Origin of the sequence: Rathayibacter sp. AY1D1 (assembly GCF_002932635.1) — a bacterium.
Classification (GTDB): domain Bacteria; phylum Actinomycetota; class Actinomycetes; order Actinomycetales; family Microbacteriaceae; genus Rathayibacter.
This window is the reverse complement of the sequence record NZ_PSVY01000030.1, coordinates 1-25,001: the sequence shown is the minus strand read 5'-3', so window position 1 is coordinate 25,001 and position 25,001 is coordinate 1. Positions and strand designations below refer to the sequence as shown.

The window sequence follows — 25,001 nt, the reverse complement described above, 5'->3', positions numbered from 1 at the left end:
TAGAGCACGCGCAAGGGGGTCCGCCGCGGGCTCGGCCGCACCTACGGTGGAGGCATGGAAACTCGAATCCTCGGACGCACCGGCGCCCCCGTCTCCGTCGTCGGCCTCGGAACCTGGCAGCTCGGTGCCGACTGGGGGGACGTCGCCGAGACCGACGCCCTCGCCGTGCTCGACGCCGCAGTGGAGTCGGGGGTGACCCTCTTCGACACCGCCGACGTCTACGGCGACGGCCGCAGCGAGCGGACGATCGGCGCCTACCGCGCGGCGCACCCCGACGCGCAGGTCTTCGTCGCCACCAAGATGGGCCGTCGCGCGGAGCAGATCCCCGCCAACTACGTGCTCGACAACTTCCGCGCCTGGACCGACCGCTCGCGCGCCAACCTCGGCGTCGACACCCTCGATCTGGTGCAGCTGCACTGCCCGCCCACCTCCGTCTACTCCGAGGACGCCGTCTACGACGCCCTCGACACCCTCGTCGCCGAGGGCGCGATCGCCGCCTACGGCGTCTCGGTCGAGCGCACGGAGGAGGCGCTGACCGCGATCGCCCGCCCGAACGTCGCGAGCGTCCAGATCATCCTGAACGCGTTCCGCCTCAAGCCGCTCGACGAGGTGCTGCCCGCCGCCCGCGAGGCCGGCGTCGGCATCCTCGCGCGCGTCCCGCTCGCCTCGGGCCTGCTCAGCGGCCGCTACACGACCGAGACCGTGTTCGCGCCGGAGGACCACCGCAGCTACAACCGCGACGGCTCCGCCTTCGACGTCGGCGAGACCTTCTCGGGCGTCGACTTCGCGACCGGCGTGGAGGCCGCGCAGGAGTTCTCCCGCCTCGCCGACGACCACGGCCTCGCCCCCGCGGCGGCCGCGCTCGCCTGGATCATCCAGCAGGAGGGCGTCACCTCGGTGATCCCCGGCGCCCGCTCGCCCGAGCAGGCCCGCGCCAACGCGGCCGCCGCCTCCGCCGCGCCCCTCGGCCCCGCCTTCATGGAGGCCGTGAACGCCCTCTACGACACCCACTTCCGCCCCACCGTCCACCCGCGCTGGTAGCCGGCCCTTTCCTCACCGCCGCTCAGTCTCCCGAGAAGGCTCGTTCTCCACTCCGAGAACGAGCCTTCTCGGGCGACTGAGCGCAGCGCCTAGGAGTTCAGCGCCGCGTCCACGATCGTGCGCGCCTCGGCCTGGACCTCGTGCAGGTGGTCGAGGCCGCGGAAGCTCTCGGCGTAGATCTTGTAGACGTCCTCGGTGCCGGAGGGGCGCGCGGCGAACCAGGCGTCCTCGGTGACGACCTTGACGCCTCCGACGGCCGCGCCGTTGCCGGGCGCCTTCGAGAGCTTCGCGGTGATCTCGGACCCGGCGAGGGTCGTCGCCGCGATCGCGTCGCCGTCCAGCTTGCCGAGGGCCGCCTTCTGCGCCTTCGTCGCCACCGCGTCCACGCGCTCGTAGACCGGGTCGCCGAAGCGCTCGGTCAGCTCGCGGTAGAGCGCCGACGGGCTCTTCCCGGTGACCGCCACGATCTCGGAGGCGAGCAGCGCGAGGAGGATGCCGTCCTTGTCGGTGGTCCAGACGGTGCCGTCGAAGCGGAGGAACGAGGCGCCCGCGGACTCCTCGCCGCCGAAGCCGACCGAGCCGTCGACCAGCCCGGGGACGAACCACTTGAAGCCCACCGGGACCTCCCAGAGGCGCCGGCCCAGCGACTCCGCGACCCGGTCGATGATCGAGGAGGAGACCAGCGTCTTGCCGATCGCCGCGTCATCGCGCCAGCCGGTGCGGTGGCGGTAGAGGTAGTCGATCGCGACGGCCAGGTAGTGGTTGGGGTTCATCAGCCCGCCGTCGGGGGTGACGATGCCGTGCCGGTCCGCGTCGGCGTCGTTGCCGGTGAGGATGTCGAAGTCGCCGGCGCGCGCGACCACCGAGGCCATCGCGCTGGGGGAGGACGGGTCCATCCGGATCTTGCCGTCCCAGTCGAGGGTCATGAAGCCCCAGGCCGGGTCGACCTCCCCGTTCACCACGGTCAGGTCGAGGCCGTGCATCTCGGAGATCAGCTGCCAGTAGTGCACGGAGGCGCCGCCGAGTGGGTCGGCCCCGATCCGCACGCCGGCCTTCCGGATCGCGTCGAGGTCGATGATGTTCGCCAGGTCCGCGACGTAGTGCGTGCGGTAGTCGTAGGTCTCGACCGCGGAGGGCTCGGCCGAGGTCACGCCGCGGTTGCCGTCGGCGATGAGCTCGTTGGCCCGGTCGGCGATCCAGGTCGTCGCGTCGGAGTCGGCGGGGCCGCCGTGCGGCGGGTTGTACTTGAAGCCGCCGTCGCGGGGCGGGTTGTGCGAGGGGGTGACCACGATGCCGTCGGCCCGGTCGGTGTGCGCGGGGTCGTTGTTGTAGCGGAGGATCGCGTGGCTGAGCGCCGGGGTCGGCACGAAGTCGTCGAACTCGTCCACGAGCACGCGGACCTGGTTGCCCACCAGGACCTCGAGGGCGGTGGTGAGGGCCGGGCGGGAGAGCCCGTGCGTGTCGGCGCCGATGAACAGCGGGCCGGTGATGCCCTGCTCCGTCCGGTACTCGACGATCGCCTGGGTGACGGCGGCGATGTGGTCCTCGTTGAAGGCCGTGTCGAACGAGGATCCGCGGTGGCCCGAGGTGCCGAACACCACCTTCTGAGCCGGGTCGGAGACGTCCGGCTTCTTCTCGTAGTACGCCCTCACGAGGGCCTCGACGTCGATGAGATCGGAGGCCTGTGCCGGCTTCCCTGCGCGATCGGTCATGCGGTCCATAGTGGCAGTCCGGCCCCCTCCAGGGGTACCGCGGCTGGCTAGGCTTGCGCCATGCCCGACAGCGCCCCCGAGACCCGTGCCTACAGCTATCTCGGGCCCAGCGGCACGTTCACGGAGGCGGCCCTCGCGCAGGTCCCGGAGGCGCGCGGACAGCTGTGGCGCAGCGTCGCGAACGTGGGGGAGGCGCTGAGCGATCTGGTCACCGGACGCAGCGACGGCGCGGTGATCGCGATCGAGAACTCGGTCGAGGGCGGAGTGACGGCCGCGCAGGACGCGCTGGCGCGGATCCCGGGGCTGCGCATCGTCGGCGAGTACCTGGTGCCGGTGTCGTTCATCCTGGTCGGCCGCCCGGGGACGAGCCTCGAGGAGGTGCGCACCGTCGCCGCGCACCCCGTGGCTTACGGACAGTGCCGGGTGTGGCTCGACCGCGAGATCCCCAGCCACGAGCACCTGCCCGCCTCCAGCAACGTCCAGGCCACCGTCGACCTGCTGGGCGGATCGCCCGCGGACGCGGCCATCGCCCCTCCCGGGATCGTCGCCCACCACGACGTCGTGGTGCTGGCGGAGCGGATCGGCGACAACCCGAACGCCGTCACGCGCTTCGTGCACGTCTCGCGCTCGCACGCGCTGCCCGAGCCGACCGGCGCCGACAAGACCAGCGTGATCGCCGAGCTCCCGGCCGACCAGCCGGGCGCCCTGCTCGACATGCTCGAGCAGTTCGCGACCCGCGGGGTGAACCTGAGCATGATCCAGTCGCGGCCGATCGGCGATGCCCTCGGCCGGTACCGGTTCGTCATCGACCTCGACGGGCACGTCCAGGACGAGCGGGTCGCCGACGCGCTGATGGGGCTGCGGCGCTTCAGCCCGAAGGTGATCTTCCTCGGCTCGTATCCGCGCGCTGACCGCCGCCCGGTCACCTCCGTGCGACGCTACGACGACGAGGTGTTCCTCGAGGCCCGCGACTGGCTGCGCGGGATCCTCTCCCACGAGCCGGAGGTCGACGATGACCGGGGACGACGATGACGGGTCGCGACGATGACTGACGACGACGAACGGGTCGACCCGCGCTACGACCCGGCCTTCCAGCGCGGGTTCTCGGGACCGGTGGAGCGTCTGAGAGGCGACGAGCGGGCGTTCGCCAGGCCCGGCACGGGTGCCGCCCCCGGCGCTCCCGCCGCCACGTCCGGAGCCGCCGCTCGTCCCGCGCCCCCGGAGTCGCGCGTGGTCCGCCCCGGCTCCTCGTCCGTGCCCGGACCGCGCCGCATCATGGCCCTGCCCGACATCGCCGGAGCCGCCGAGGGCCGGCGGTCGCACCGCCTCGGCGCCGAGACCGCGCCCGCACCCCTGCCGGAGCCGGCCGCCGACCCCGCTCCCGCTGCTCCCGCCGAGCCCGTGCGCGAGGCGCCCCTGCTGCGGAACCCGTGGCTCCTCGTGCTCCTGCTCGCCGGCCTCGCGGGGACCCTGATCGGCCTCGCGCTCCTCTACACCGGCTACTCCTCGCCGCCTCCGCCCTACTACGGCGACTCCGACGTGCCCTCGCCCGCGTGGATCCAGCGGCAACTCCTCTACTACTCCTGCATCCCCCTGCTGGGCTGCCTGCCGGCGTCGCTGCTGCTGGCGGTCGGAGTGGCCGCGCTGCGGTGGCGCGGCGTCGTCGTGCGGCCCCGCGCCGAGGAGCCGCGCGAGTCCGCGCAGCTCCTCGAGGCCGAGGCTCAGACTCCGGACGCGCCGAAGAGCAGGCCGAGGAGGTAGGTCACCAGGGCCGCGCCGTAGCCGATCCCGAGCTGGCGCAGCGCCCGGGCCAGCGGCGGGGCGCCTGAGAGCAGCCCGACGACCGCGCCGGTGGCGAGCAGGGCGATGCCCACGAGCACGCAGGCGACGACCACCGCGGCGAGCCCCGTCAGGCCGAGCAGGTAGGGCAGCACCGGGATGATCGCGCCCGAGGCGAAGAAGCAGAAGCTCGACAGCGCCGCGCCCATGCCCGTGCCGATCGACTCGTGCTCGTCGACGTCGGGGTCTCCTGCGGGACCGCCCAGCGTGATGGGGGAGGTGACGGCGCCGCCGCGCAGGCCCGTGAAGACGGAGGCGGCACGCGCGTCGGCCTGCTCCTGGGTCATCCCGCGAGCGCGGTAGACCAGGGCGAGCTCGTTCGCGTCGACGTCCAGATCGGGGACGATGCGGTTCGCGTCGAGGTCCGGGCTGGAGGCCGAGAGCAGCTCGCGCTGCGAGCGCACCGAGACGAACTCGCCCGCGCCCATCGAGAGGGCGCCGGCGAGCAGGCCCGCGATGCCCGTGAACAGGACGACGCCCGTCCCGACTCCGCTCGCTCCCACTCCGAGCACGAGGGCGAGGTTCGAGACCAGGCCGTCGTTCGCTCCGAAGACCGCCGCGCGGAACGTCCCGGAGAGGCGGTTGCGACCGCGCTCGGCGAGCCCGCGGACGACCTCGCCGTGGATCCGCTCGTCGGCGGCCATCGCCTCGGTGGCGTCGTCGTCGTCGGCGTAGGGGGAGCGGGCCTCGGCGCGCTGGATCAGGGCGAGGACGAACACGGAGCCGAAACGGCGGGTGAGGAAGCCGAGGAAGCGCGTGCGGAGGTCCGGGCGGGGCGCGGGCTCCGCCGCGGAGCCGAGCAGCTCGCGCCAGTGCTCCTCGTGGCGTCCCTCGGCCACGGCGAGCGCGAGCAGGATCTCCCGCTCCTCGCCGGAGCGGCGGCCGGCGAGGTCGCGGTACACGGAGGCCTCGGCGAGCTCGTCGGCGAGGTAGCGGCGCCAGCGGCGCACCTGTGCGGGACTGGGGGTGGGGGCGGTGGTCGCCATGCGATCTCCTGGCTCAGGTCCGCCGACCCGCGCGAGAGGACCGGTCAGGACGTGCGTCGACTGACCGAAGGTCTCGTTCGCCCCGGCCGGAGCCGGGGTGGAGCGCCGGGCCCGGATCGTCCCGGACCAGCATGTCGACGCGCCTCGTCGTCCGCTCGGCGGACGGTGGGAACTACTCCCCTTCGCGGGGACCACCGTAGCCGAGATCGGAGGAGAACGCCCGGCCGATCCGCGGGCCGTCGGGCGGACGTCCGCCCGGCCCGGGCCGGAGCGTCGTCGCGGACGCTCGCCCCGGGTCAGAGCGAGGCGGTCGCCCGGGCGGCGCGGCGGGCCTGGCGCTCGTGCTCGGCGTCCAGGAGCGTGCGCGTGGCGGGGACCGCCAGGAACTCGACCAGGGTGTCCGTCTCCTCGACGATGCGCTCGGCGCGGTCGAGCGGGTCGGTGCGCAGGAGGCGGCGGGCGGCGGACGCGACGTGCGCCGGCTTCGCCGCCAGGGCGCGCACGCGCTCGTCGACGCGGCCGGCGAGGTCGGCGCGCGGCACGACCTCGGTCACGAGCTGCCACTCCAGCGCCTCGGCCGCGCGGACCGGGCGGCCCGACAGCACGAAGTCCAGGGCGCGGCGGCGGCCGACGACGCGGGGGAGCGCGGCGGTGACTCCGACGTCCGGGACGAGCCCGACGTCGCCGTACGCGCTGAGGAAGAGGGCGGCGGGAGTCGCTATCACGATGTCGGCGGCCAGAGCGAAGGCGATGCCGGCGCCGGCGACCATGCCGTCGATCGCGCAGACGACGACGGCGCGGCTGTCCTCGAGCAGGCGGATCACCTGGGCGGTCGTGGTCGCGACGTCGCGCAGGTAGTGGTCCGGGTTCTCGGACCCCATGATCGCCGAGATGTCGCCGCCCGTGCAGAACGCGCGGCCGGCCGCGGCGATCACGATGACGGAGCAGCCGGCGTCGGCGTCGAGGTCGGCGACGGTGCTCAGCAGCAGTCGCGCGGTGCCGAGATCGATCGCGTTGAGGGCGTCGGGGCGGTTGAGGGTGATCCGGGCGCCGGAGCCGTCGCGCTCGAGGACGACGCCGGGGGTCGCGTCGATGAGGGGGGTGGCGTGCATGGAAGAGCCTTCAGGGGAGCAGGGGTGTCGAACGCGGGGGGACGTTCTCGGGGGATGACTCAGATTCGCAGCCGTCCGCGCGATCGGATGCCTCCTCGCGGCCGATGCTCAGCCGGCCCCGGGGGTACGCGCGGGCGGCGGCCCGTCCCGGCCCTCCTCTACACTGCTGGGGTGATTGATCCCGTACTTCTGCGCGAGAACCCGGACGTCCTGAAGCGCTCGCAGGAGGCGCGCGGCGACTCCGTCGAGCTGGTCGACGAGGCGCTCGAGGCCGACCGCGTGCGCCGTGCGGCGATCACCGAGGCGGAGCGGCTCCGGGCCGAGCAGAACGCCTTCGGCAAGACCGTCGCCAAGGCTCCGAAGGACGAGAAGGCGGCCCTCGTCGCCGAGGCCCAGCGCCTCGCCGCCGCCGCCAAGCAGGCCCAGCAGGAGGCGTCCGAGGCCGACGACGCCTTCACCGTGCTGGTGAAGCGCATCGCCAACCCGATCATCGAGGGCGTCCCCGCGGGCGGCGAGGAGTCGTTCGAGCTCGTCAGGACGGTCGGCGAGCGCCCCGTCTTCGACTTCGCCCCGCGCGACCACCTCGAGCTCGGCGAGCTGCTGGACGGCATCGACATGCAGCGCGGCGCGAAGGTCAGCGGCGCGCGCTTCTACTTCCTCAAGGGCCTGGTCGCCCGCCTCGAGATCGCGCTGATGAACCTGGGCCTCGAGAAGGCGCTCGCCGCCGGCTTCACCCCGCTGATCACGCCGACCCTCGTGCGCCCCGAGATCATGGACGGCACCGGCTTCCTCGGCGAGCACGACGACGAGGTGTACCGCCTCCGCGACGACGACCTCTACCTCACCGGCACCAGCGAGGTCGCCCTCGCCGGCTACCACGCCGACGAGATCCTCGACCTCTCCGGCGGCGCGAAGCGCTACGCGGGCTGGAGCACCTGCTACCGCCGCGAGGCGGGCTCGGGCGGACGGGACACCCGCGGCATCATCCGCGTGCACCAGTTCAGCAAGCTCGAGATGTTCGTCTACACCCTCCCCGAGGACGCCGAGGCGGAGCACGCGCGCCTCCTCTCGTACCAGGAGGACGTCCTGCAGAGCCTCGGCCTGCACTACCGCGTCATCGACACGGCGGCCGGCGACCTCGGCCAGAGCGCGGCGCGCAAGTTCGACGTGGAGGCGTGGGTCCCCACGCAGGAGACCTACCGCGAGCTGACCTCGACCTCGAACTGCACCACGTTCCAGGCCCGCCGCCTCGACACCCGCTACCGCACCGAGTCGGGGAGGACGGCTCCGGTCGCAACCCTCAACGGCACGCTCGCGACCACCCGCTGGATCGTCGCCCTCCTCGAGACCCACCAGCGGGCGGACGGCTCGGTGCTCGTCCCCGAGGCGCTGCGGCCCCACCTCGGCGGCCTCGAGGTGCTCGAGCCCGTCGCATGAGCGCGGCCCGCGCCTCCGGCCGCCGCCTCGTCGCCCTCGACATCGACGGCACCGTCATGCACGAGGACGGCACCATCACCCGCGCGGTGACGGACGCGATCACCCGCGTGGCCGCCCAGGGCGACGAGGTGATGCTCGCCACCGGGCGCTCGCCCTCCTCCACCCTGCCGGTCGTCGAGCGCCTCGGGATCTCGCCCGAGTACGTGATCTGCTGCAACGGAGCGGTCACGCTCCGCCGCGACGCGTCCGGTGCGTACGTCCCCGAGACGGTCGAGACCTTCGACCCGACGGAGGTCCTCGAGACCATCCGCCGCTCCCTCCCCGACGCGCACTACGCCGTCGAGGACGCGGACGGCGCCTTCTTCTACACCGAGGCGTTCCCGGGCGGTGCCGTGATGGGTGCCGAGACGACCCACGTCCCCTTCGAGGAGCTGCTCGGCCGGCTGTGCACCCGCGTCGTCGTGATCTCGCCCGAGACCGGGATCGAGGAGTTCACCTCTCTGGTCGAGGAGATGGGCCTGCACCAGGTCAGCTACGCGATCGGCTGGACCGCCTGGCTCGACATCGCCCCGCACGGCGTCAACAAGTCCACCGCGCTCGAGGTCGTCCGCGAGGAGCTGGGCATCGAGCGGAGCGACGTGGTCGCGCTGGGCGACGGCCGCAACGACATCGAGATGCTCACCTGGGCCGCCGCCGAGGGCGCAGGGCTCGCGATGGGGCAGGCGCCCGACGAGGTGCGGGCCGTGGCCTCCGCCGTGATCCCCTCGGTCCACCAGGACGGCGTGGCGGTCGCGCTCTCGGCGCTGCGCTGATCACGGTCCCGCGCGCTCGGCGGTTACTATCGGGTGTCGCTCCTGCGGGAGCGGCCGGGAGGGCTGTCCGAGCGGCCGATGGAGCCAGTCTTGAAAACTGGTGGGCGGAAACGTCTCGTGGGTTCGAATCCCACGCCCTCCGCCACGCCGTCCGCCACGGAGTCCCGTTCTTCGCGTCGCTTCTCGCCGGCGACTTCCGACGCACGTCCTGGCGCGCGACGACGGAGGCCTGCCCGCTCTCCTTCGGAACGCGCCAGCCCTCTGTATAGGATTGCGCGACGCCCGGGATCGACGCCCGGCCCTCACCTCCGCACCACTGACGCCTCGACACCGGGAGACGGATGCGCCGCACGGGCCCTTCGACACAGACTCGCGACACTCCGCGCACGCCGCGCCCCTTCGTGCGGCACGGCCGCCAGAACCGGCACACCCTCGCGCGGACCCTGGTGAAGGGAGCCGCCCTCGTGGGCGGTGTCGGCGTGGTCGCCTCGGTGTCGGTGGTCGCGATCGCGGCGACGCTGATCGTCCAGTCCGTGCAGCCCTCGGTCGACCTGCACCCGGGCGCGGCCGGCTCCAGCGTCGAGGCCGGAGGCGCCCCGGAGATCGGCGCACTGGAGGGCGGCTTCAACGTCCTCGTCGTCGGCAGCGACTCGCGGAAGGGCCAGGGCGACGCCTACGGCGACCCCGATGAGGAGACGAGCGTCCTCAACGACGTCAACATGCTGATGCACGTCTCGGCCGACCACAGCAACGCGACGGTCGTGAGCTTCCCCCGCGACATGTACGTCGACATCCCGGAGTGCGTGAACGCCGCCACGGGTGAGACGATCCCCGCCCGGTACGACACCAAGATCAACGAGGCGATGGGCAGCGACGTCAGCCTCGGCTGCGTAGCAGGGGTCGTCGAGGACCTCATGGGCGTCCGGGTCGACTACGGCGCGGTCGTGCAGTTCAACGGCGTGATCGAGATGTCGAACGCGGTCGGCGGAGTCGACGTCTGCGTCGCGACCGAGATCGCGGACCCCTACACGAACACCTACCTCGAGCCGGGCGTGCACTCGCTCGAGGGCATGGCGGCGCTGCAGTTCCTCCGCAGCCGCCACGGCATCGGCGACGGCAGCGACCTGACCCGCATCAGCAACCAGCAGGTCTTCCTCTCGGCGCTCGTGCGCCGGATCAAGAGCGCGGACACCCTCCTCAACCCGGTCGCGCTCTACGGTCTCGCGAAGGCGGCGCTCGGCAACATGACGCTCTCGACCGGTCTCGACAACGTGAACACGATGGTCCAGATGGGACTCGCGCTGAAGGACGTCGACCTCGCGGACGTCGTCTTCGCGCAGTACCCGACCGGGGCGACTCCGAGCGGAGTGGAGCCGGACCGCGCCGCGGGCGACGTCCTGGCGAGCGCCCTGCAGACCGATCAGCCGATCGCCATCACCGGCGGCACGGGCGCCGGCGCGACCGTGGAGGGCGAGGCGGCGGCCCCGGCCGACACCGCCGCTCCGTCGGGCCCGGCGACCGCGGATCCGCTGGCGACGGCCGAGGCGGCACCCGGCACTCCTGCAGCCGGCACTCCTGCAGCGACTCCCGAGGACGGATCCAAGGTTGCCCTGCCAGAATCGGTCACCGGCCAGAGCGCCGACCAGCAGACCTGCTCGGTCGGCTTCTTCGGCTGAGCCGAGGGCGGGCGGCACCACGGGTGCTCTCCACCTCGCGCGCTGACTCCGGGACGACACGCGTCCCGCAGCCGAGAGAGAGTACGACCCGATGAGCGAACGCGCGTCCACCCGGACCACAGCAGCACGGCACGGCCGCCTGCGCCGCCCGAGCGGCGTGCGCTTCGCCGCGCGGATCCTCGCAGCCTGCGTGGGCGTCGGCGTGCTCAGCGCGGTCTGCATCGTGGCGATCGCCGCCTCGCTGATCGCCGGGAGCGCGCGTCCGTCCGTCGACCTAGGGATCGACTCGGGCGGAGGCGACGTGCCCGAGATCGGGGCGATCGAGGGCGGCGTCAACATCCTGCTCGCCGGCAGCGACAGCGCCGACGGATCGGCCGCCGGGGCCTACGGCGAGCGTGCCGAGAACCTCAACGACGTCACGATGCTCATGCACATCTCGGCCGACCACTCGACCGTGGAGGTCGTCAGCTTCCCCCGCGACCTCTACGTCCCGATCCCCTCCTGCACCGACCCGGCCACCGGCGCCGTCTCGGACGCGGTGGACTCGGCGAAGATCAACACCTCGCTCGAGGCCGGCGGGCTGGCGTGCACCGTGCAGACGGTCGAGCAGCTGACCGGGCTCGAGATCCCCTACGCGGCGCTCATCCAGTTCGAGGGCGTCATCGAGATGTCGAACGCGGTCGGCGGAGTGGACGTCTGCGTCGCCACCCCGATCCAGGACGAGTACACGGGCCTGAACCTCGACGCGGGCACGCACACGCTCGTCGGCGCCGAGGCGCTGGCGTTCCTCCGCACCCGGCACGGCGTCGGCGACGGCAGCGACCTCACCCGCATCTCGAGCCAGCAGGTGTACCTCTCATCGCTGGTGCGCAAGGTGAAGAGCGCGTCGACGCTCTCGAACCCGGTGAACCTCTACGGCCTCGCGAAGGCGGCCGTCTCGAACATGCAGCTCTCCACCTCGCTCGAGAACGTGAACACCCTCGTGTCGATCGGCCTTGCGGTGAAGGACGTCGACCTCGCGAACGTGGTCTTCGTGCAGTACCCGACCTTCATCGACGGCAACGGCGTGTACCCCAGCGAGGACGCGGCGGCGGCGCTGAACGCGGCGCTCCTCGCCGACCAGCCGATCGCGCTGAGCGGCACCACCGGCGGCGGCTCGCAGTCGACGGGGGAGGAGCCCGGGGCGACCAATGCTCCGGCGGCCACGGAGTCGCCGGCCACCGACGCCCCCGCGACCGACGCCCCCGCGACGAGCGCACCCGACGGGCCGGTCACCCTCCCGAGCGACGTCTCCGGGCAGACGGCGCAGCAGGAGACCTGCACGATCGGCCGGCCCCTGTCGGACCAGTAGGCGGCTTCCCGCCTTCCCGCGGAGGGGCGGGCGCCCGTGTCGCGAGGCCCTCGCGCGTGCGGTTATGATGGTCGTCGTGCGTCCGCCAGCGGGCGCTCAGGAGTCGTCGCATAGTCCGGTCGAGTGCACCACCCTGCTAAGGTGGAGAACCCTTTATTGGGTTCCGTGGGTTCAAATCCCACCGACTCCGCATCGTCCGAAGGCCCCGCTCAGGCGGGGCCTTCGTCGTTCCCGGCGGTGCCTGTGCCTGCCGCAGTACCGGCGTCTCCCGGCGGTGCCGGTGTCTCCGCAGTGCCGGGGTCTCGCGGTGCCGGAGCCTTCCGGCCGGCGCTCCGCCGGTCGCGCGCGGCGACGGCGGCCGATGCGACCTGGCGCCCCGGCCGCCCGGGATCCGCCGCCGATCCGCCGGGCGGGTGCGCTCCCGGAGCGGCTACCCTGATCGGATGCCCAGCCCGATCCTCGACGCCCTGTCCGCTCCTCCCGCGCGGAGGGACGTCGCCTCGATCCGGGGTGCTCTCGCCGAGGTCGCGATCGGCGACTCGGTGCGCGTCCTCGTCCGCTCCCCGCGCTACGGCCTCTACGGGATCGAGGGGGTCGTCCGGCAGGCCGTCGGCGGCGAGCTCGTCGTCGCGGACGTCTTCCTCGGCACGGGGACCGAGATCCAGAGCATCGCCCTGGCTCCGGACGCTGACGAGGTCGGCGGGGAGCGCTCGGCCGAGGGACTCGAGCACGGGGATACGGTGCGCGTGGCGTTCTCGACTCCGGCGCTCGGGTCGTTCACGATCACGGGCCCGCTGACGGCCGGCGGCCGCGACGGGTTCCTCCTCGTCGGCAGCTGGATCGTCGCGGACGGCGGCGAGCCCGGCCGCCACGTCGACCGCATCGAGCGCCTGACGGACGTCGGCGTCCACGAGAAGCACGTCCCCGGGCGCCGCTCCGCGGTCGAGGAGTAGCCCCTCAGCTCTGGCAGTGCGGGCACCAGTAGGTGACCCGCAGCTGCAGCTCGTCGTCGCCGAGCTCACCGCGCTCGATCGGAGTGCCGCAGCGCCGACACGGCTTGCGGTCGCGGCCGTAGACCCAGAGCTGCTGGCCCGGGCGCAGGTTGCCGGTCGTCGTGCGCTCGATCCGCTCGCGGTTCACGGTGATGAGCCGCTTCGCGAGCGCGATGGTGCGCACGAGGTCGCCGCTCCCGCCGACCGGGCGCGTGGGCAGCACGCCGCGCAGGAAGCACAGCTCGGCGCGGTAGACGTTGCCGAGTCCGGCCATGATCCGCTGGTCGAGCAGCGCGAGCCCGATCGGCCGCTCCGGATCGGCGGACAGGCGTCGCAGCGCCTCGTGCGCGTCCCAGTCGGCGCCGAGCAGATCGGGGCCGAGATAGCCGACCACGTCCTCCTCGGCCGAGCGCGGGACGATCTCGAGGAGCCCGAGCTCGAAGCCGACCGCCTGCCAGTCCTCGGTCTCGAGGACGATCCGGGCCTGGAACGCCGGCCGGTGCCACTTCGGCCGCTCGCCCTCGCCGCGGGCGTAGAGGTGCCAGCTCCCCTCCATCTTGAGGTGGGAGTGGATCAGCGCGTCGCCGACCCGCATCAGCAGGTGCTTGCCGCGGGGGACGACCTCGTCGATCGTCTCGCCGGTGAGGTCGACCGTCGCGTACTTCGGCACGCGGACGTCGCACCGGGTCAGGACCTCGCCGTCCAGCGCCTCGGCGAGGTTGTGGGCGGATCGGTAGACGGTGTCACCCTCGGGCACGCGGGCTCCCTCCGGCGCTCACGAGCGCATCCTCAGGCCGCGCGGATTCGCGACGAAGCCGGCGGCGACGAGGGCGTCGCCGAAGGGCGTGCCGAGCGCGAAGACGCCGTCGATCTTCTCGACGGTCAGCTTCTCGACCCCGCGGGAGCGGACCAGCTGCGAGAGGGAGGCGGCCGCGTCGGCGAGGGCCGCCTCGTCGGCGGTGAAGGTGAGGGCGGTCTTGCCGCCGCGCTCGAGGTAGACCGCGAGCGCTCCGTCGACGACGGCGACCAGCGCGCCGGCCTTCCGACCGGGGCGGTGCCCCTCGCCCTGCGGCCACGGCAGAGCGGCGCCGAACGGATTGGCGGGGTCGGTCGCCGCCAGCGCGAGCACCGGGCGTGAGCGCTCCTGCGCCTCGTCCTGCGGGGCGAACGTGCGGAGCCGGTCGACGCTGCCGGCTGTGCCGAACTGCGCTGCTCCCAGCTTCTCGATGAAGTAGCCCCTCCGGGCGCGGCCCTGCTGCTCGAAGCCGCTCAGCACCTTGTAGGCGAGGGCGAAGCCGCCCAGGACGCCCTCGGCCTGCACGGAGCCGCGGGTGACGATCCCGTACCGCTCGAGCAGCGTCTCGCCGAGCGCGTGCCCGCGGATCGTCGCGTCCGACTCCGCGAGCGGCACGATCGACCAGCGGCCGCCGGCGGTCGGCGGCCCCACGCGGGTGGCCATCGTGGGGCGGGCGGTCATCCGGCCCCGGGGCGCGCGGGCGCGGGCGGGGGCGCGCGGCTGGCGGTGGGCGCCGCCGGTCGAGCCGACGAGGGTGCGCAGCGGCGCCAGGGTGTCGTTCGTGACGAGCCCGGCCCAGACCAGCTCCCACAGGGCCTCGACGAGGCCCGCGTCGTCGGTGGAGCCGACCGCGTCGGAGAGCTGGCGGAAGAAGTAGCCGCCGCCCGAGCCGAGCACGCCGACGATCTCCTGCTGGAGCTCGGTCAGGGTCACGGACTCGGCGGCGGGGACGGGGAGGGTCAGCCCTGCCGTGTCGGCGAGATGGAGGCTCACCCAGCCGTCGTTGCCGGGCAGGGTGCCCGCGCCGGCCCAGAGGACCTCGCCGGTCGCGGTGAGCTCGTCGAGCATCGCGGGGGAGTAGTCGCGCACCCGGGCGGGCAGGATCAGCGACTCCCAGGCGGACGCGGGGATGGGCGCGCCGGCCAGCTGGTCGATCACGGAGGCCACGCCGTCGATACCGCGGAGCGAGCCGCCGACGTGCTGCCAGGCGGGGAGGAAGCGGGCGTACGCGGCCGCGTCCACCGGCTCCACCTCCTTGCGGAGCGCGGCGAGAGAGCGGCTGCGCAGGCGGCGCAGCACCTCGGCATCGCACCACTCGGTCCCGGTGCCGGTGGGGCGGAACTCGCCCTCCGAGACGCGGCGCTCGCCCGCGAGGCGGCGCAGGGTGTCGGTGACGACCGCGACTCCGAGGCCCAGGCGGGTGGCGACGGCGGCGGCGGTGAAGGGGCCGTGGGTGCGCGCGTAGCGGGCGACGAGGTCGCCGAGCGGATCGCGGACCGGGTCGATGAAGGCGACGGGGACGCCGATCGGCAGGGGCACGCCGAGAGCGTCGCGGAGCCGGGAGGCGTCCTCCATCGCGGCGTACCGCTGCTCACCGCCGAGGCCCACGGGCAGGACGCGCTTGGCCTTCACGAGCGCGGCCACGTCGGCCTCGAGCACCGCGCGCTCGATCGCGGGCGCCTTCGCGACGTCCGCCGAGGCGACCGACTCGTCGACCAGGCGCTCCCCGAGCTCGTCGAGCGTCAGCGGGCCGAGCAGCCGGAGCAGGTCGGCGGCGCCCTCGAGCCCGCGGAGGCGGCGCTCGGGCTCGACGCGCTGCAGCTCGCGCTCGATCTGCGCGAGGACGGCCGGGTCGAGCAGCTCGCGCAGCTCCGCCCGGCCGAGCAGCTCGCCGAGGAGCGTCGCGTCGACCGAGAGCGCCGCCGCGCGGCGCTCGGCGAGCGGGCTGTCGCCCTCGTACATGAAGGCAGCGACGTAGCCGAAGAGCATGGACCGCGCGAACGGACTGGCGGTCGGCGTCTCGACCTCGAGGATCCGCAGCTCGCGCCCGTCCAGCCGTGCGGCGAGCCGGAGCAGGGCGGGCAGGTCGTAGACGTCCTGGAGGCACTCGCGGACGGTCTCGAGGATGATCGGGAAGGTCGGGTAGGTGCGGGCGACGTCGAGGAGCTGCGCCGCCCGCTGCCGCTGCTGCCAGAGCGGGGAGCGCTTGCCCGGGTTGTACCTCGGGAGCAGGAGCGCCCGCGCCGCGCACTCGCGGAACCGGGCGGCGAAGAGGGCGGAGCCGCCGACCTCGCTCGTGACCAGCTGCTCCAGCTCCTCGCGCTCGAACAGGAACAGCTCGGAGCCCGGCGGCTCCGACTCGGTGTCGGGGATCCGCACGATGATGCCGTCGTCCCCGGCCATCGCCGCTCCGTCGACGCCGTGCCGCTCGCGGACGCGGGCGCCGATGGCGAGCGCCCACGGCGAGTGCACCTGCATCCCGTACGGGGAGTGCAGCACCAGCCGCCAGTCGCCCAGCTCGTCGCGGAAGCGCTCGAGCACGAGGGTGCGGTCGTCCGGGATCTGCCCGGTGGCCAGGCGCTGCTCGTCGAGGAAGGAGAGGAGGTTGTTGGTCGCGTACTCGTCGAGCCCGGCCGCCGTGCAGCGCTCGCGCGCCGTCTCGGGGGCGGCGGCGCCCACCTCGCGGGTGAACGCCCCGATCGCCTCGCCGAGCTCGGCGGGGCGCCCCTGCGAGTCGCCCTTCCAGAACGGGAGGCGCCCGGGCTCGCCGAACGCCGGCGTCACGATCACGCGGTCGTAGGTGATCTCCTGGATGCGCCAGCTGGTGGCTCCGAGCGCGAAGACGTCGCCGACGCGGGACTCGTAGACCATCTCCTCGTCGAGCTCTCCGACGCGGTTGCCGGTCGAGCCCGGCTCGCCGACCATGAACACGCCGAAGAGCCCGCGGTCGGGGATGGTGCCGCCGCTGGTGACGGCGAGGCGCTGGGCGCCGGGCCGGCCGGTGAGCGTGTTCGCGTCGCGGTCCCAGACGAGGCGCGGCCGCAGCTCCGCGAACTGGTCGGAGGGGTAGCGGCCCGAGAGGAGGTCGAGGGTCGCCTCGTAGGCGGAGCGGGGCAGGGACACGAAGGGGGCGCTGCGGCGGACGGTGTCGAACCAGTCGTCCACGTCGAGGCTCTCGAGGGCGGTCGCGGCGACGGTCTGCTGCGCGAGGATGTCGAGCGGGTTCGCGGGGACGGCGATCGCCTCGATCAGGCCCGAGCGCATCCGCTCCGTCGTCACGGCGGAGTGGAGAAGGTCGGCCCGGTGCTTGGGGTAGAAGGACCCGCGCGAGACCTCGCCGACCTGGTGGCCGGCTCGACCCACGCGCTGCAGGGCGCTCGCGACCGAGGGCGGCGTCTCGACCTGGACGACGAGGTCGACGGCGCCCATGTCGATCCCCAGCTCGAGGCTCGAGGTCGCGACCACGCAGCGCAGGCGGCCGGACTTCAGGTCGTCCTCGATGATCGCGCGCTGCTCCTTGCTCACCGAGCCGTGGTGGGCGCGGGCGAGCAGCGGCTCCTCGTCGGGCGCGGACTGCCCGCTGCCGCTCGTGCCCCCGGCCGCTCCCATCGCCTCGGCCGGGGAGCGGCGGACGGAGGAGGAGGCCGCCTCGGCGAGCAGGGCCCCGACGGCGACGGGCTCGCCCGCCTCGCGCGCCCGCTCCGCGGCGAGCTCGCGGCGCTCGGCGTAGATCTCGTTGAGCCGGGCGGTCAGCCGCTCGGCGAGACGGCGGGAGTTCGCGAAGACGATGGAGGAGGTGTGCGCGAGGACCCGGTCGACGATCGACTCCTCGACGTGCGGCCAGATCGACCCGCTCTGCGGACCGGTGGCCCCCATCGTCGATCCGTCCTGCGGAGCCGCCGTCCCCAGCTCGGACATGTCCTCGACCGGGACGACGACGCTGAGGTCCCACTGCTTCTCGGACGCCGGAGCCACGATCGCGACCGGGGAGCGGCCGGCGAGGAACCGGGCCACCTCCTCGCGCGGGCGCACCGTCGCCGAGAGGCCGATGCGCTGCACCGGCTTCGGGAGCAGGGCGTCGAGCCGCTCGAGGGAGACGGCGAGGTGCGCCCCGCGCTTGGTCGACGCGACCGCGTGGACCTCGTCGACGATGACCGTCTCGACGCCGCGGAGCGACTCGCGCGCCGCCGAGGTGAGCATGAGGTAGAGCGACTCGGGGGTCGTGATCAGGATGTCCGGCGGCGTCTTCTGCAGCACGCGCCGCTCGGCGGCGGGCGTGTCTCCCGACCGCACCCCGACGGTGACCGTGGCCGGCGCGCTGCCGATGCCCTCGGCGCTCAGCCGCAGCGCCGTCTGGGTGACGCCGACGAGCGGCGAGCGGAGGTTGCGCTCGACGTCGACGCCGAGAGCCTTCAGCGGCGAGACGTAGAGCACGCGCGTGCGGTGCTGCGGATCCTCCGGCGGCGGGCCCTGCACGAGCCGGTCGATCGCCCAGAGGAAGGCCGAGAGCGTCTTGCCGGAGCCGGTGGGAGCGACCACGAGGGCGTGCGCTCCACTCGAGATGGCCGACCAGGCGCCCTCCTGGGCTGCGGTCGGCGCCGGGAACGCGCCCTCGAACCACGCGCGCGTGGCGGGGGAGAAGCGCTCGAGGACGTCCGGCATGCATCCATCCTCCCTGCCACCTCCGACATTGCCGGGGCCGCGGCCCGGGGGCGAGCCCTTGACGCGGGGGAGCCCGCCCGTCAGGCGAAGCCGAGACGCACGAACGTGCCGATGTCGGCGAGCTCGGCCTGCCCGACTCCGTGGGCGACGCCCTCGTAGACCCGGGCGTCGAGCGCCGTGTGCTCCGGGAACCAGGCCGCCGCGTCCCGCACGAGCTCCTCCGGGATCACCGTGTCGAGCGTCCCGCGGCCCCAGAACACCGGCGGACGCTCGCGGGCGAGCCGCTCGTCCGCGTCGTCGCCCTCGGCGAGCGGGACCACGAACCCGGACAGGGCGACCGCGAAGGCGAAGCGGCCAGGCGCGCGCCGCAGCAGCTGCACCGCCAGCGCGGCGCCCTGGGAGAAGCCCAGCAGCCCCACCGGACCCGGGTGCTCCAAAGCGTCGAGCCACTCGATCACACCCGCCGCCGCCGCCTCGACGGCCTCGGGATCGGCCCGCGGCTCGTCAGGCACCAGCGGCACCCGGAGGGGCCACCACGCGTTCGCCCCGCCGCCCAGGGCGAGAGGCGCCCGGAGGGACGCGAGGACCGGCTCCAGCGGCAGGTAGGCGCCGAGCGAGAACAGGTCCCCCTCGTGCGAGCCGTAGCCGTGCAGCAGCACCAGGAGGGGCCTGCCGACGCGGTCGCGCTCGGAGGAGGACCACAGCACCGCGTTCGCGTCGATTCCCATCGCACCATCATCCCCCTGAGTGCGGGATCGCCGCCGCCGGTCGGAACACCAGCCGCGAAGGGTGAGAATGGCTGCATGAGCGTGCGCACCCCTGACCCGAACTCCGGGTGGCTGTCCGACGACGAACTCGCCGAGATCCGCCGGCGGCTCCCGCTGCTGTACGTGGAGGCCGTGCCCGTCCGGGTCGACGGGCTCGGGCAGGTCACCGAGGTCGGCGTGCTCCTGCGCGCGACCCCCTCCGGCCAGATCACCCGCACGATCGTCTCGGGCCGCGTGATGTACGGCGAGACGCTGCGCGACGCGCTGTTCCGCCACCTCGAGAAGGATCTCGGTCCCATGGCCTTCCCCCTCCTCCCGGCGAGCCCGCTCCCCTTCCACGTCGCCGAGTACTTCCCGATGCCCGGCATGGGACCGTTCACCGACGACCGCCAGCACGCGGTCTCCCTCGCCTACGTCGTCCCCGTCACCGGCACCTGCGACCCCCGCCAGGACGCCCTCGAGCTCACCTGGATGACCCCCGACGAGGCCTGCTCCGACGCGATCTCCGCCGAGATGGAGGGCGGGCGGGGCGCGCTGATCCGCGCCGCGCTCGCTTCCGTCGGCCGCCTGTCCTAGCGGCGCGGATCGGCCGCGGTGCTTCCTGCGCCGATAGCGGCGCGCCGCGGTCGGCTCGCAGGGACAGCAGGCCGGCTGGAGCATCGTGCGTCCGCCTGGACCGATTCGCCGGCACGCGACTCGGCCGTTCGGCTCGTGGATCCGGCATCCACGGGACCTCTGTGACCGGGCGAGGAGAGGCGGCGCCCCTGCCCGACGACGGCGCAGCAGGGGATCGCCTGATCAGGACGCGGTGAGGACTTCCGGAGCTCCCTGCGCGGGACTCCGCTCGAAGAGGTGAAGCGGGAACGACGAAGGGCCGGGGCCCGCGACCAGTAGTCGCGGGCCCCGGCCCTTCGTGATGTCGGCGTCCTGATCAGGACGAGCGTTGACGTGCGATCACCGAACGCTCAGCCCCCGGTCGCGACATGCTCTGCGTATCGCAACCGTGCTTGAAGCCGACCGCGGTGCGCCGCTCCGCGGCGCACAATCGGACTCAGCCCTGCGCGCGGCGGCCGCCGCGGCGGGCGCCTCCGCCGGCGGACTCGCGGGCGGGAGCGGCCGAGGCCGCTCCGCCGGTCGCGGTGCTGTAGAACGAGCGCGATCCGCCCGAGGTCGAGGGGGCACCGGCGGCCGAGCGGCTGCGGCCTCCGCGGGCGCCGCCGCGGGCGGGTCCCTCGGCGGCGGTGCGGTCGCGGCGGGGGCGGTCGCCTCCGCCGGTCGCGGCACCCGTCGAGCGTCCGCCGCGGGGTGCGGCGGTGCCCTCGGTGCGGGCCGCGCGCTTGCGCTGCGCGTTGGCGCCCTGCGAGCGTCCGCCCTGCGACTGGCCGCGGACGGGCTCGACGACGGCGCTGGGGGTGACGTACGGAGCGACGTCGCCGACGAGCTTCGCGACGGCGGCCGAGTCAGCCGTCACCTGCTGGGGCGCGACCTGGATCGCGGCCTTGCGGAGGAGGGTCTTCACGTCGCTGCGCTGCGTGGGCAGGACGACGGTGACGACGTCTCCCTCGCTGCCGGCGCGGGCGGTGCGGCCCGAGCGGTGCAGGTACGCCTTGTGCTCCATCGGCGGGTCGACGTGGATGACGAGCTCGACGTCGTCGACGTGCACACCGCGGGCGGCGACGTCGGTGGCGACGAGGACCTTGACGGTGCCGGCGCCGAACGCGGCGAGGTTCCGGTCGCGGGCGACCTGCGAGAGGTTGCCGTGCAGGTCGACCGCGGGGATGCCCTGGCCGGTGAGCTGCTTGGCGAGCTTCTTCGCGTGGTGCTTGGTGCGCATGAAGAGGATGCGGCGGCCGGTGCCGGACGCGAGCGTCTTCACGAGAGCGTTCTTGGCGTCGAGGCCGTCGACCTCGAACACGTGGTGGGTCATCAGCGCGACCGGCGAGTTGGCCTCGTCGACCGAGTGGAGCACCTCGTTCTGGAGGTACTTCTTGACCAGCTTGTCCACGCCGTTGTCGAGCGTCGCGGAGAACAGCAGGCGCTGCCCGCCGCGGGGGGTCTTGTCGAGGATGCGCGTGACGACCGGCAGGAAGCCGAGGTCGGCCATGTGGTCGGCCTCGTCGAGGACGGTGATCTCGACGGCGTCGAGGTTCACGAAGCCCTGCTTCATCAGGTCCTCGAGGCGGCCCGGGCAGGCCACGACGATGTCGACGCCCTGCTTGAGCGCGGCGACCTGGCGCTGCTGCGAGACGCCTCCGAAGATCGTGGTGGTGACGATGCCGTACGCGTCGGCGAGGGGCTGCATCGCGGCGGTGATCTGCGTGGCGAGCTCGCGGGTCGGCGCGAGGACGAGTCCGAGCGGGCGGCCGGGGCGGCGGCGTCCGCCGGCGAGCGAGCCGCCGAGTCGGGCGATCATCGGGATGGAGAAGGCGAGGGTCTTGCCGGAGCCGGTCTTGCCGCGGCCGAGGACGTCGCGTCCGCCGAGGGTGTCGGGCAGCGTGTCGACCTGGATCGGGAAGGGCTCGGTGATGCCGCTCGCGGTGAGCGCGGCCACGAGGGGGGCCGGCACGCCGAGGGCGCTGAAGGAGAGGGGGGTGTTCGACATGGAGTGGTGCCTTTCGGGGGCATCATGCCGATCGAGGACGCGCGGGCGGTGGCCGGGGCGCGGGTGATCGGCGTTCGGGCGAAGGTGACGGTGGTCACATCCGTTCGCCGTACGATTCGGTGCGCGCGGCCGGGGGCCTCATGCACGTGCGCCAGATGGTCGGGACGGATCCTCGACGGTCAGAGTCCTAGGGGACAAGGGGCGTTCTACGACGCGGGGGAGCGCAGTCGCTGCGCTCGCACCATCCCACTCTAATGGATGCCGATCCATCCGCGCATCGCGGCCTGCACGCGGGAGCCGTCGCGGTCGCTCAGCTTGGTCCCGACGAAGTCGCCCACCCAGTCCGAGGTCTGCACGCGGAAGGCCGGCTCCGGGTCGCGCAGGGTCTTCAGGATGACGGCGGCGACGTCGGACGGGTCCTGCGCGTGGGTCGAGGAGAAGGACGACGCGGCGCGGTCGAGGTAGGCGCCGAGCGCCGGCGAGTAGGGGCCGGCCTGCGCGAGCATCGCCGCCGCGTCGATGCCGACGTTCTCGACGAAGCTGCTGCGGACCGCTCCCGGCTCGATCAGCGACACGTGGACGCCGACGGAGGCGGCGACCGGGGCGAGCGCCTCGAAGAACCCCTCGACCGCGAACTTCGCCGCGCAGTAGTCCTCGTTGAACGGCTGCCCGATCGCGCCGCCGACGCTCGAGACGGTGACGATGCGACCGCGGGACGAGCGCAGCATCGGCATCGCGGCGCGGGTGACCGCGACGGTGCCGAAGAAGTTGACCTCCATCACGCGGCGCAGCTCCTCCGGATCCTCCAGCTCGAGGGTGCCGAGATGGCCGGCTCCGGCGTTGTTCACGAGGGCGTCGAGACCGCCGAGCTCCTCCTCCACGGCGCGGAGGCAGCCGGCGACGGAGTCCGCGTCGGTCACGTCGAGCGCCCGCAGGTCGAGCTCGACGCGTGCCTCGGCGGCGGCGGCGCGCAGGCCCTCCGCCCGCTCCGGATCCCGCACGGTGGCGACCACCCGCCAGCCCGCGCGCGCGGCCTCGATCGCGGTGGCGCGGCCGATGCCGGTGGAGGTTCCGGTGACGAGGAGGACGGGACGGGGCATGCGGCTTTCCTGCTTTCCGGCGCACGACGGCGCCGCCCGGAGGCTATCGGCCGCCCCTCCGAGAACGTCCAGGGTCGGTGTCAGCCCCGGTAGCGCTCGCCGACCGGCACCTCGACCGGCAGCCGGTTGCCCGCCTGGGCGAGCGGGCAGGCCCAGGCCGGGTCGTAGGCGCAGGAGGGGTTGTAGGCGAAGTTGAAGTCGAGGACCAGCGTCCCCGGGGCGGAGCCCGGACCGAGGTCGGCGCCCTTCACGGTGTCCAGGAGGTAGCGGCCACCGCCGTAGGTGCCGCCGGGTGTCCCCGCGAGGGCGTCCTTGACCGGCAGGAACAGGCCTCCGCCGTAGGACGCGAGGCGCCAGACGTCGAGGCTGCCGGCGTCCGGCACCTCGACCGTGCCGATCAGCTCGAAGGGGACGGTGCCGTCGGTGCCGGTCTCCACGTCCATCCGCCGCGCCTCCTCGGCCGGAGCCACCTCGAGCTCGAAGCGCCAGGCCGCGTCGTAGGGCGCGATCGGCAGCGAGCGGAAGTGCGCGCGGTCGGCCGGGAGGAGAGGGGTGGAGGGGTGCTGCGCGAAGAGCGCGTTGCGTCCGCGGATCCAGGACGCGTGCGCGGCGAGCAGGTCCACGTTCGAGAGCCGGCGCACCTCCGCGTAGAGGGCCTGGACATGGCGGCGCCAGTCCGACACCTCGACCGCCGTCGTGAGGCGGCGGCGGGGCGAGACGCCGTCGTCGTCCTGCTCCTCCTCGTCGGCGGAGGGCCACTGGAGGCGCAGGAGCTCCGAGCGCGACAGCTCGGTCTCCTCCTCGGCGACGCCGTCGGGGCTCATGCGGCGGACTCCCCGCGCGGGCGGGTGTCGGCACCGAGATCGTGGCGCCAGGACGGGGCGAGGGAGCGGATGCGGATGCCGCGCCACTGCCAGAACGCCCACATCGAAGGCCAGAGCGCGGCCGAGGCGAGACCCGCCGAGAACTCGAGGCGGTCGCGGAAGAGCGTGCGCCCGTCAGGGAGCGGGGCCACGGCCATGCGGTGGTCCCACGCGGTGATGAGGCGGAGGGAGCCCGTGAGGGGCCCGCCGCTGTCGCGCAGGATCCGCACGTCGGGCATCGAGGGGACGCGGCGGTAGGAGAGGTCGATCTCCTGCGCGCCCATCGGCACGATCCCGAGGGCGTCCATCGCGACCTCGTGGGAGCCGAGCCCCCAGGTCGGGCGGAAGCCGCCCTCGTCCAGCGACGCGGCGGTCAGGAGCGGGGACATCACCTCCCGGAACACGGCCGGACTCTGCAGGGCGCGCCAGGCGGAGTCGGCGTCGGTGTCGAGCACGTGCTTGAGCATCACCTTCACGAGGGACATCCTCCTCCGCCCGCCCCTGCGCGGGAACCGGGTGCGCGCGGAGCCCCGGACGTGTATGCGCCTCCGGGGCTCGCTACCGTGTCAGGGTGACCGCTCCCGCCGCCTCCGTCGACCAGTCGACCTACCAGATCCGCTTCGAGTGGGGGGCCCGCGCCCTCCGCGTGCTCGCCCCAGCCCACGTCACGGTGCTCGTCGACGCTCTGCCCGGAGGCGAGAGCCCCGACCTCGGGGGAGTGGAGGGCCGCGTCGTCCGCGCGGGCCTGGCCGACCGCTCGGCCGTCGCCCGCTGGATCCTGGAGCGCCAGCACGAGAACGGCGGGCGCACCAGCGTCAACGTGATCGCACTCGGCGACGTCGACGACAGCGGAGCGGCGCGGTTCGCGATGGAGGACCAGCTGGCGGCCGGCGCCGTCGTCGACGCGCTCATCGGGCTGGGCATCGACCACGTCTCGCCCGAGGCCGCGGTGGCCTGCGCGTCCTACGAGGGCCTGCGCCGGGCGTGCGCGCATCTGCTCACCGCGTCCGAGTCCGGCCGCCTGCTCGCCGCCGAGGGGCGGGCGGACGAGGTCCGCGCCGCCGCCCGGGTCGACACCGTCGACGAGGTGGCGGTCCTCCGCTGACCCGCCGCTCCGGCGGGCGCGGCCTCCGAGAGGTGCAGGGCGTCCGCGGAGCGCACAAGCCCCTGCGGATCCGAGCCGCCGCCTCGACCACTCGCCCGCCCCCGGCGTAGCGTTCGGCGGAGGCGGTCCCTCCGCCGAACGCTACGCC

At 73.7% G+C, this 25,001-nt stretch carries 20 protein-coding genes and 2 tRNA genes; 12 read left to right on the top strand and 10 right to left on the bottom strand.

The features are described 5' to 3' along the window. Positions 1 to 54: 54 nt before the first annotated feature. The gene (locus C5C56_RS14950) at positions 55 to 1,041 is read left to right on the top strand and encodes an aldo/keto reductase (protein WP_104288458.1); all 987 of its coding nucleotides are present in this window, start codon (positions 55 to 57) and stop codon (positions 1,039 to 1,041) included. An 89-nt stretch (positions 1,042 to 1,130) separates the two neighbouring features. On the opposite strand, the gene pgm is transcribed toward C5C56_RS14950, so the two are convergent. Then, the gene (pgm, locus tag C5C56_RS14945) at positions 1,131 to 2,753 is read right to left on the bottom strand and encodes a phosphoglucomutase (alpha-D-glucose-1,6-bisphosphate-dependent) (protein WP_104288471.1); all 1,623 of its coding nucleotides are present in this window, start codon (positions 2,751 to 2,753) and stop codon (positions 1,131 to 1,133) included. A 60-nt stretch (positions 2,754 to 2,813) separates the two neighbouring features. Between pgm and pheA the strand changes: the two genes are divergently transcribed. Both pheA and C5C56_RS14935 read left to right on the top strand, forming a co-directional pair. Continuing rightward, on the top strand, positions 2,814 to 3,785 hold the full coding sequence (pheA, locus tag C5C56_RS14940) for a prephenate dehydratase (protein WP_104226780.1): 972 nt from the start codon (positions 2,814 to 2,816) through the stop codon (positions 3,783 to 3,785). A gap of 12 nt (positions 3,786 to 3,797) precedes the next feature. Next, a complete protein-coding gene (locus C5C56_RS14935; protein ID WP_104288459.1) occupies positions 3,798 to 4,514 on the top strand; it encodes a hypothetical protein in 717 nt (238 codons plus the stop codon). Here C5C56_RS14935 and C5C56_RS14930 read toward each other — a convergent pair. Next, positions 4,475 to 5,578 (bottom strand): VIT1/CCC1 family protein, encoded by a 1,104-nt coding sequence (locus C5C56_RS14930; protein WP_104224963.1) that lies wholly within the window; start codon positions 5,576 to 5,578, stop codon positions 4,475 to 4,477. The genes C5C56_RS14935 and C5C56_RS14930 overlap by 40 nt on opposite strands. A gap of 296 nt (positions 5,579 to 5,874) precedes the next feature. Then, entirely contained in the window at positions 5,875 to 6,690 is an 816-nt protein-coding gene (locus C5C56_RS14925; protein WP_104247581.1) for an enoyl-CoA hydratase/isomerase family protein, read from the bottom strand. 171 nt (positions 6,691 to 6,861) lie between these two features. Here C5C56_RS14925 and serS point away from each other — a divergent pair, with 171 nt between their 5' ends. The 7 genes from serS (at position 6,862) to C5C56_RS14890 (ending at position 12,919) form a co-directional block, all read left to right on the top strand. Beyond that, the gene (gene serS, locus C5C56_RS14920; protein ID WP_104233941.1) at positions 6,862 to 8,127 is read left to right on the top strand and encodes a serine--tRNA ligase; all 1,266 of its coding nucleotides are present in this window, start codon (positions 6,862 to 6,864) and stop codon (positions 8,125 to 8,127) included. Then, positions 8,124 to 8,939, top strand: a complete 816-nt coding sequence (locus C5C56_RS14915; RefSeq protein ID WP_104247582.1) for an HAD family hydrolase — start codon at positions 8,124 to 8,126, stop codon at positions 8,937 to 8,939. The genes serS and C5C56_RS14915 overlap by 4 nt, the downstream gene beginning before the upstream one ends. 57 nt (positions 8,940 to 8,996) lie before the next feature. Next, positions 8,997 to 9,084, top strand: a tRNA-Ser gene (locus C5C56_RS14910). 301 nt (positions 9,085 to 9,385) lie between these two features. Then, the gene (locus C5C56_RS14905) at positions 9,386 to 10,615 is read left to right on the top strand and encodes an LCP family protein (protein WP_258063320.1); all 1,230 of its coding nucleotides are present in this window, start codon (positions 9,386 to 9,388) and stop codon (positions 10,613 to 10,615) included. A 91-nt stretch (positions 10,616 to 10,706) separates the two neighbouring features. After that, a complete protein-coding gene (locus tag C5C56_RS14900) occupies positions 10,707 to 11,966 on the top strand; it encodes an LCP family protein (protein ID WP_104226775.1) in 1,260 nt (419 codons plus the stop codon). A gap of 99 nt (positions 11,967 to 12,065) precedes the next feature. Beyond that, positions 12,066 to 12,156: transfer RNA gene (locus C5C56_RS14895), tRNA-Ser, on the top strand. 253 nt (positions 12,157 to 12,409) lie between these two features. Then, positions 12,410 to 12,919 carry a hypothetical protein gene (locus C5C56_RS14890; protein WP_104226774.1) on the top strand — a complete coding sequence of 170 codons (510 nt, stop codon included), beginning with the start codon at positions 12,410 to 12,412 and terminating at the stop codon, positions 12,917 to 12,919. 4 nt (positions 12,920 to 12,923) lie between these two features. Here C5C56_RS14890 and C5C56_RS14885 read toward each other — a convergent pair whose 3' ends face one another. From C5C56_RS14885 to C5C56_RS14875, 3 genes are all read right to left on the bottom strand, one after another. After that, positions 12,924 to 13,715, bottom strand: a complete 792-nt coding sequence (locus tag C5C56_RS14885) for a DNA-formamidopyrimidine glycosylase family protein (RefSeq protein ID WP_104247584.1) — start codon at positions 13,713 to 13,715, stop codon at positions 12,924 to 12,926. Between the two features lie 18 nt (positions 13,716 to 13,733). Further along, positions 13,734 to 18,416, bottom strand: a complete 4,683-nt coding sequence (locus C5C56_RS14880; protein WP_104319844.1) for an ATP-dependent helicase — start codon at positions 18,414 to 18,416, stop codon at positions 13,734 to 13,736. An 80-nt stretch (positions 18,417 to 18,496) separates the two neighbouring features. Beyond that, complete coding sequence (locus C5C56_RS14875) at positions 18,497 to 19,144, bottom strand: alpha/beta hydrolase (protein ID WP_104250889.1); 648 nt, start codon at positions 19,142 to 19,144, stop codon at positions 18,497 to 18,499. 75 nt (positions 19,145 to 19,219) lie between these two features. Between C5C56_RS14875 and C5C56_RS14870 the strand changes: the two genes are divergently transcribed. Beyond that, positions 19,220 to 19,759: an NUDIX hydrolase family protein gene (locus tag C5C56_RS14870; RefSeq protein ID WP_104225113.1), complete on the top strand. Its 540-nt coding sequence runs from the start codon at positions 19,220 to 19,222 to the stop codon at positions 19,757 to 19,759. Between the two features lie 475 nt (positions 19,760 to 20,234). Here the strand turns inward: C5C56_RS14870 and C5C56_RS14865 are convergent, their stop codons facing one another. The 4 genes from C5C56_RS14865 to C5C56_RS14850 form a co-directional block, all read right to left on the bottom strand. After that, a complete protein-coding gene (locus tag C5C56_RS14865) occupies positions 20,235 to 21,785 on the bottom strand; it encodes a DEAD/DEAH box helicase (protein ID WP_104225114.1) in 1,551 nt (516 codons plus the stop codon). Positions 21,786 to 22,036: 251 nt separating this feature from the next. Beyond that, the gene (locus C5C56_RS14860; RefSeq protein WP_104315324.1) at positions 22,037 to 22,885 is read right to left on the bottom strand and encodes an SDR family oxidoreductase; all 849 of its coding nucleotides are present in this window, start codon (positions 22,883 to 22,885) and stop codon (positions 22,037 to 22,039) included. A gap of 80 nt (positions 22,886 to 22,965) precedes the next feature. Continuing rightward, positions 22,966 to 23,709: a DUF1684 domain-containing protein gene (locus C5C56_RS14855; RefSeq protein WP_104260906.1), complete on the bottom strand. Its 744-nt coding sequence runs from the start codon at positions 23,707 to 23,709 to the stop codon at positions 22,966 to 22,968. Then, positions 23,706 to 24,233 carry a hypothetical protein gene (locus tag C5C56_RS14850; RefSeq protein ID WP_244248113.1) on the bottom strand — a complete coding sequence of 176 codons (528 nt, stop codon included), beginning with the start codon at positions 24,231 to 24,233 and terminating at the stop codon, positions 23,706 to 23,708. The genes C5C56_RS14855 and C5C56_RS14850 overlap by 4 nt, the downstream gene beginning before the upstream one ends. An 86-nt stretch (positions 24,234 to 24,319) precedes the next feature. Here C5C56_RS14850 and C5C56_RS14845 point away from each other — a divergent pair, with 86 nt between their 5' ends. Continuing rightward, positions 24,320 to 24,853, top strand: a complete 534-nt coding sequence (locus C5C56_RS14845; RefSeq protein ID WP_104233930.1) for a 2-phosphosulfolactate phosphatase — start codon at positions 24,320 to 24,322, stop codon at positions 24,851 to 24,853. Positions 24,854 to 25,001: the final 148 nt, after the last annotated feature.

What these genes read in the sequence shown, in the direction of transcription:
- pgm (WP_104288471.1), bottom strand. Translation starts at nt 2,753, where the DNA reads ATGACCGATCGCGCAGGGAAGCCGGCACAGGCCTCCGATCTCATCGAC.
- C5C56_RS14850 (WP_244248113.1), bottom strand. Translation starts at nt 24,233, where the DNA reads ATGTCCCTCGTGAAGGTGATGCTCAAGCACGTGCTCGACACCGACGCC.
- C5C56_RS14935 (WP_104288459.1), top strand. Translation starts at nt 3,798, where the DNA reads ATGACTGACGACGACGAACGGGTCGACCCGCGCTACGACCCGGCCTTC.
- C5C56_RS14950 (WP_104288458.1), top strand. Translation starts at nt 55, where the DNA reads ATGGAAACTCGAATCCTCGGACGCACCGGCGCCCCCGTCTCCGTCGTC.
- C5C56_RS14900 (WP_104226775.1), top strand. Translation starts at nt 10,707, where the DNA reads ATGAGCGAACGCGCGTCCACCCGGACCACAGCAGCACGGCACGGCCGC.
- C5C56_RS14875 (WP_104250889.1), bottom strand. Translation starts at nt 19,144, where the DNA reads ATGGGAATCGACGCGAACGCGGTGCTGTGGTCCTCCTCCGAGCGCGAC.
- C5C56_RS14860 (WP_104315324.1), bottom strand. Translation starts at nt 22,885, where the DNA reads ATGCCCCGTCCCGTCCTCCTCGTCACCGGAACCTCCACCGGCATCGGC.
- C5C56_RS14915 (WP_104247582.1), top strand. Translation starts at nt 8,124, where the DNA reads ATGAGCGCGGCCCGCGCCTCCGGCCGCCGCCTCGTCGCCCTCGACATC.
- C5C56_RS14870 (WP_104225113.1), top strand. Translation starts at nt 19,220, where the DNA reads ATGAGCGTGCGCACCCCTGACCCGAACTCCGGGTGGCTGTCCGACGAC.
- pheA (WP_104226780.1), top strand. Translation starts at nt 2,814, where the DNA reads ATGCCCGACAGCGCCCCCGAGACCCGTGCCTACAGCTATCTCGGGCCC.
- C5C56_RS14930 (WP_104224963.1), bottom strand. Translation starts at nt 5,578, where the DNA reads ATGGCGACCACCGCCCCCACCCCCAGTCCCGCACAGGTGCGCCGCTGG.
- C5C56_RS14880 (WP_104319844.1), bottom strand. Translation starts at nt 18,416, where the DNA reads ATGCCGGACGTCCTCGAGCGCTTCTCCCCCGCCACGCGCGCGTGGTTC.
- C5C56_RS14855 (WP_104260906.1), bottom strand. Translation starts at nt 23,709, where the DNA reads ATGAGCCCCGACGGCGTCGCCGAGGAGGAGACCGAGCTGTCGCGCTCG.
- C5C56_RS14865 (WP_104225114.1), bottom strand. Translation starts at nt 21,785, where the DNA reads ATGTCGAACACCCCCCTCTCCTTCAGCGCCCTCGGCGTGCCGGCCCCC.
- C5C56_RS14890 (WP_104226774.1), top strand. Translation starts at nt 12,410, where the DNA reads ATGCCCAGCCCGATCCTCGACGCCCTGTCCGCTCCTCCCGCGCGGAGG.
- C5C56_RS14925 (WP_104247581.1), bottom strand. Translation starts at nt 6,690, where the DNA reads ATGCACGCCACCCCCCTCATCGACGCGACCCCCGGCGTCGTCCTCGAG.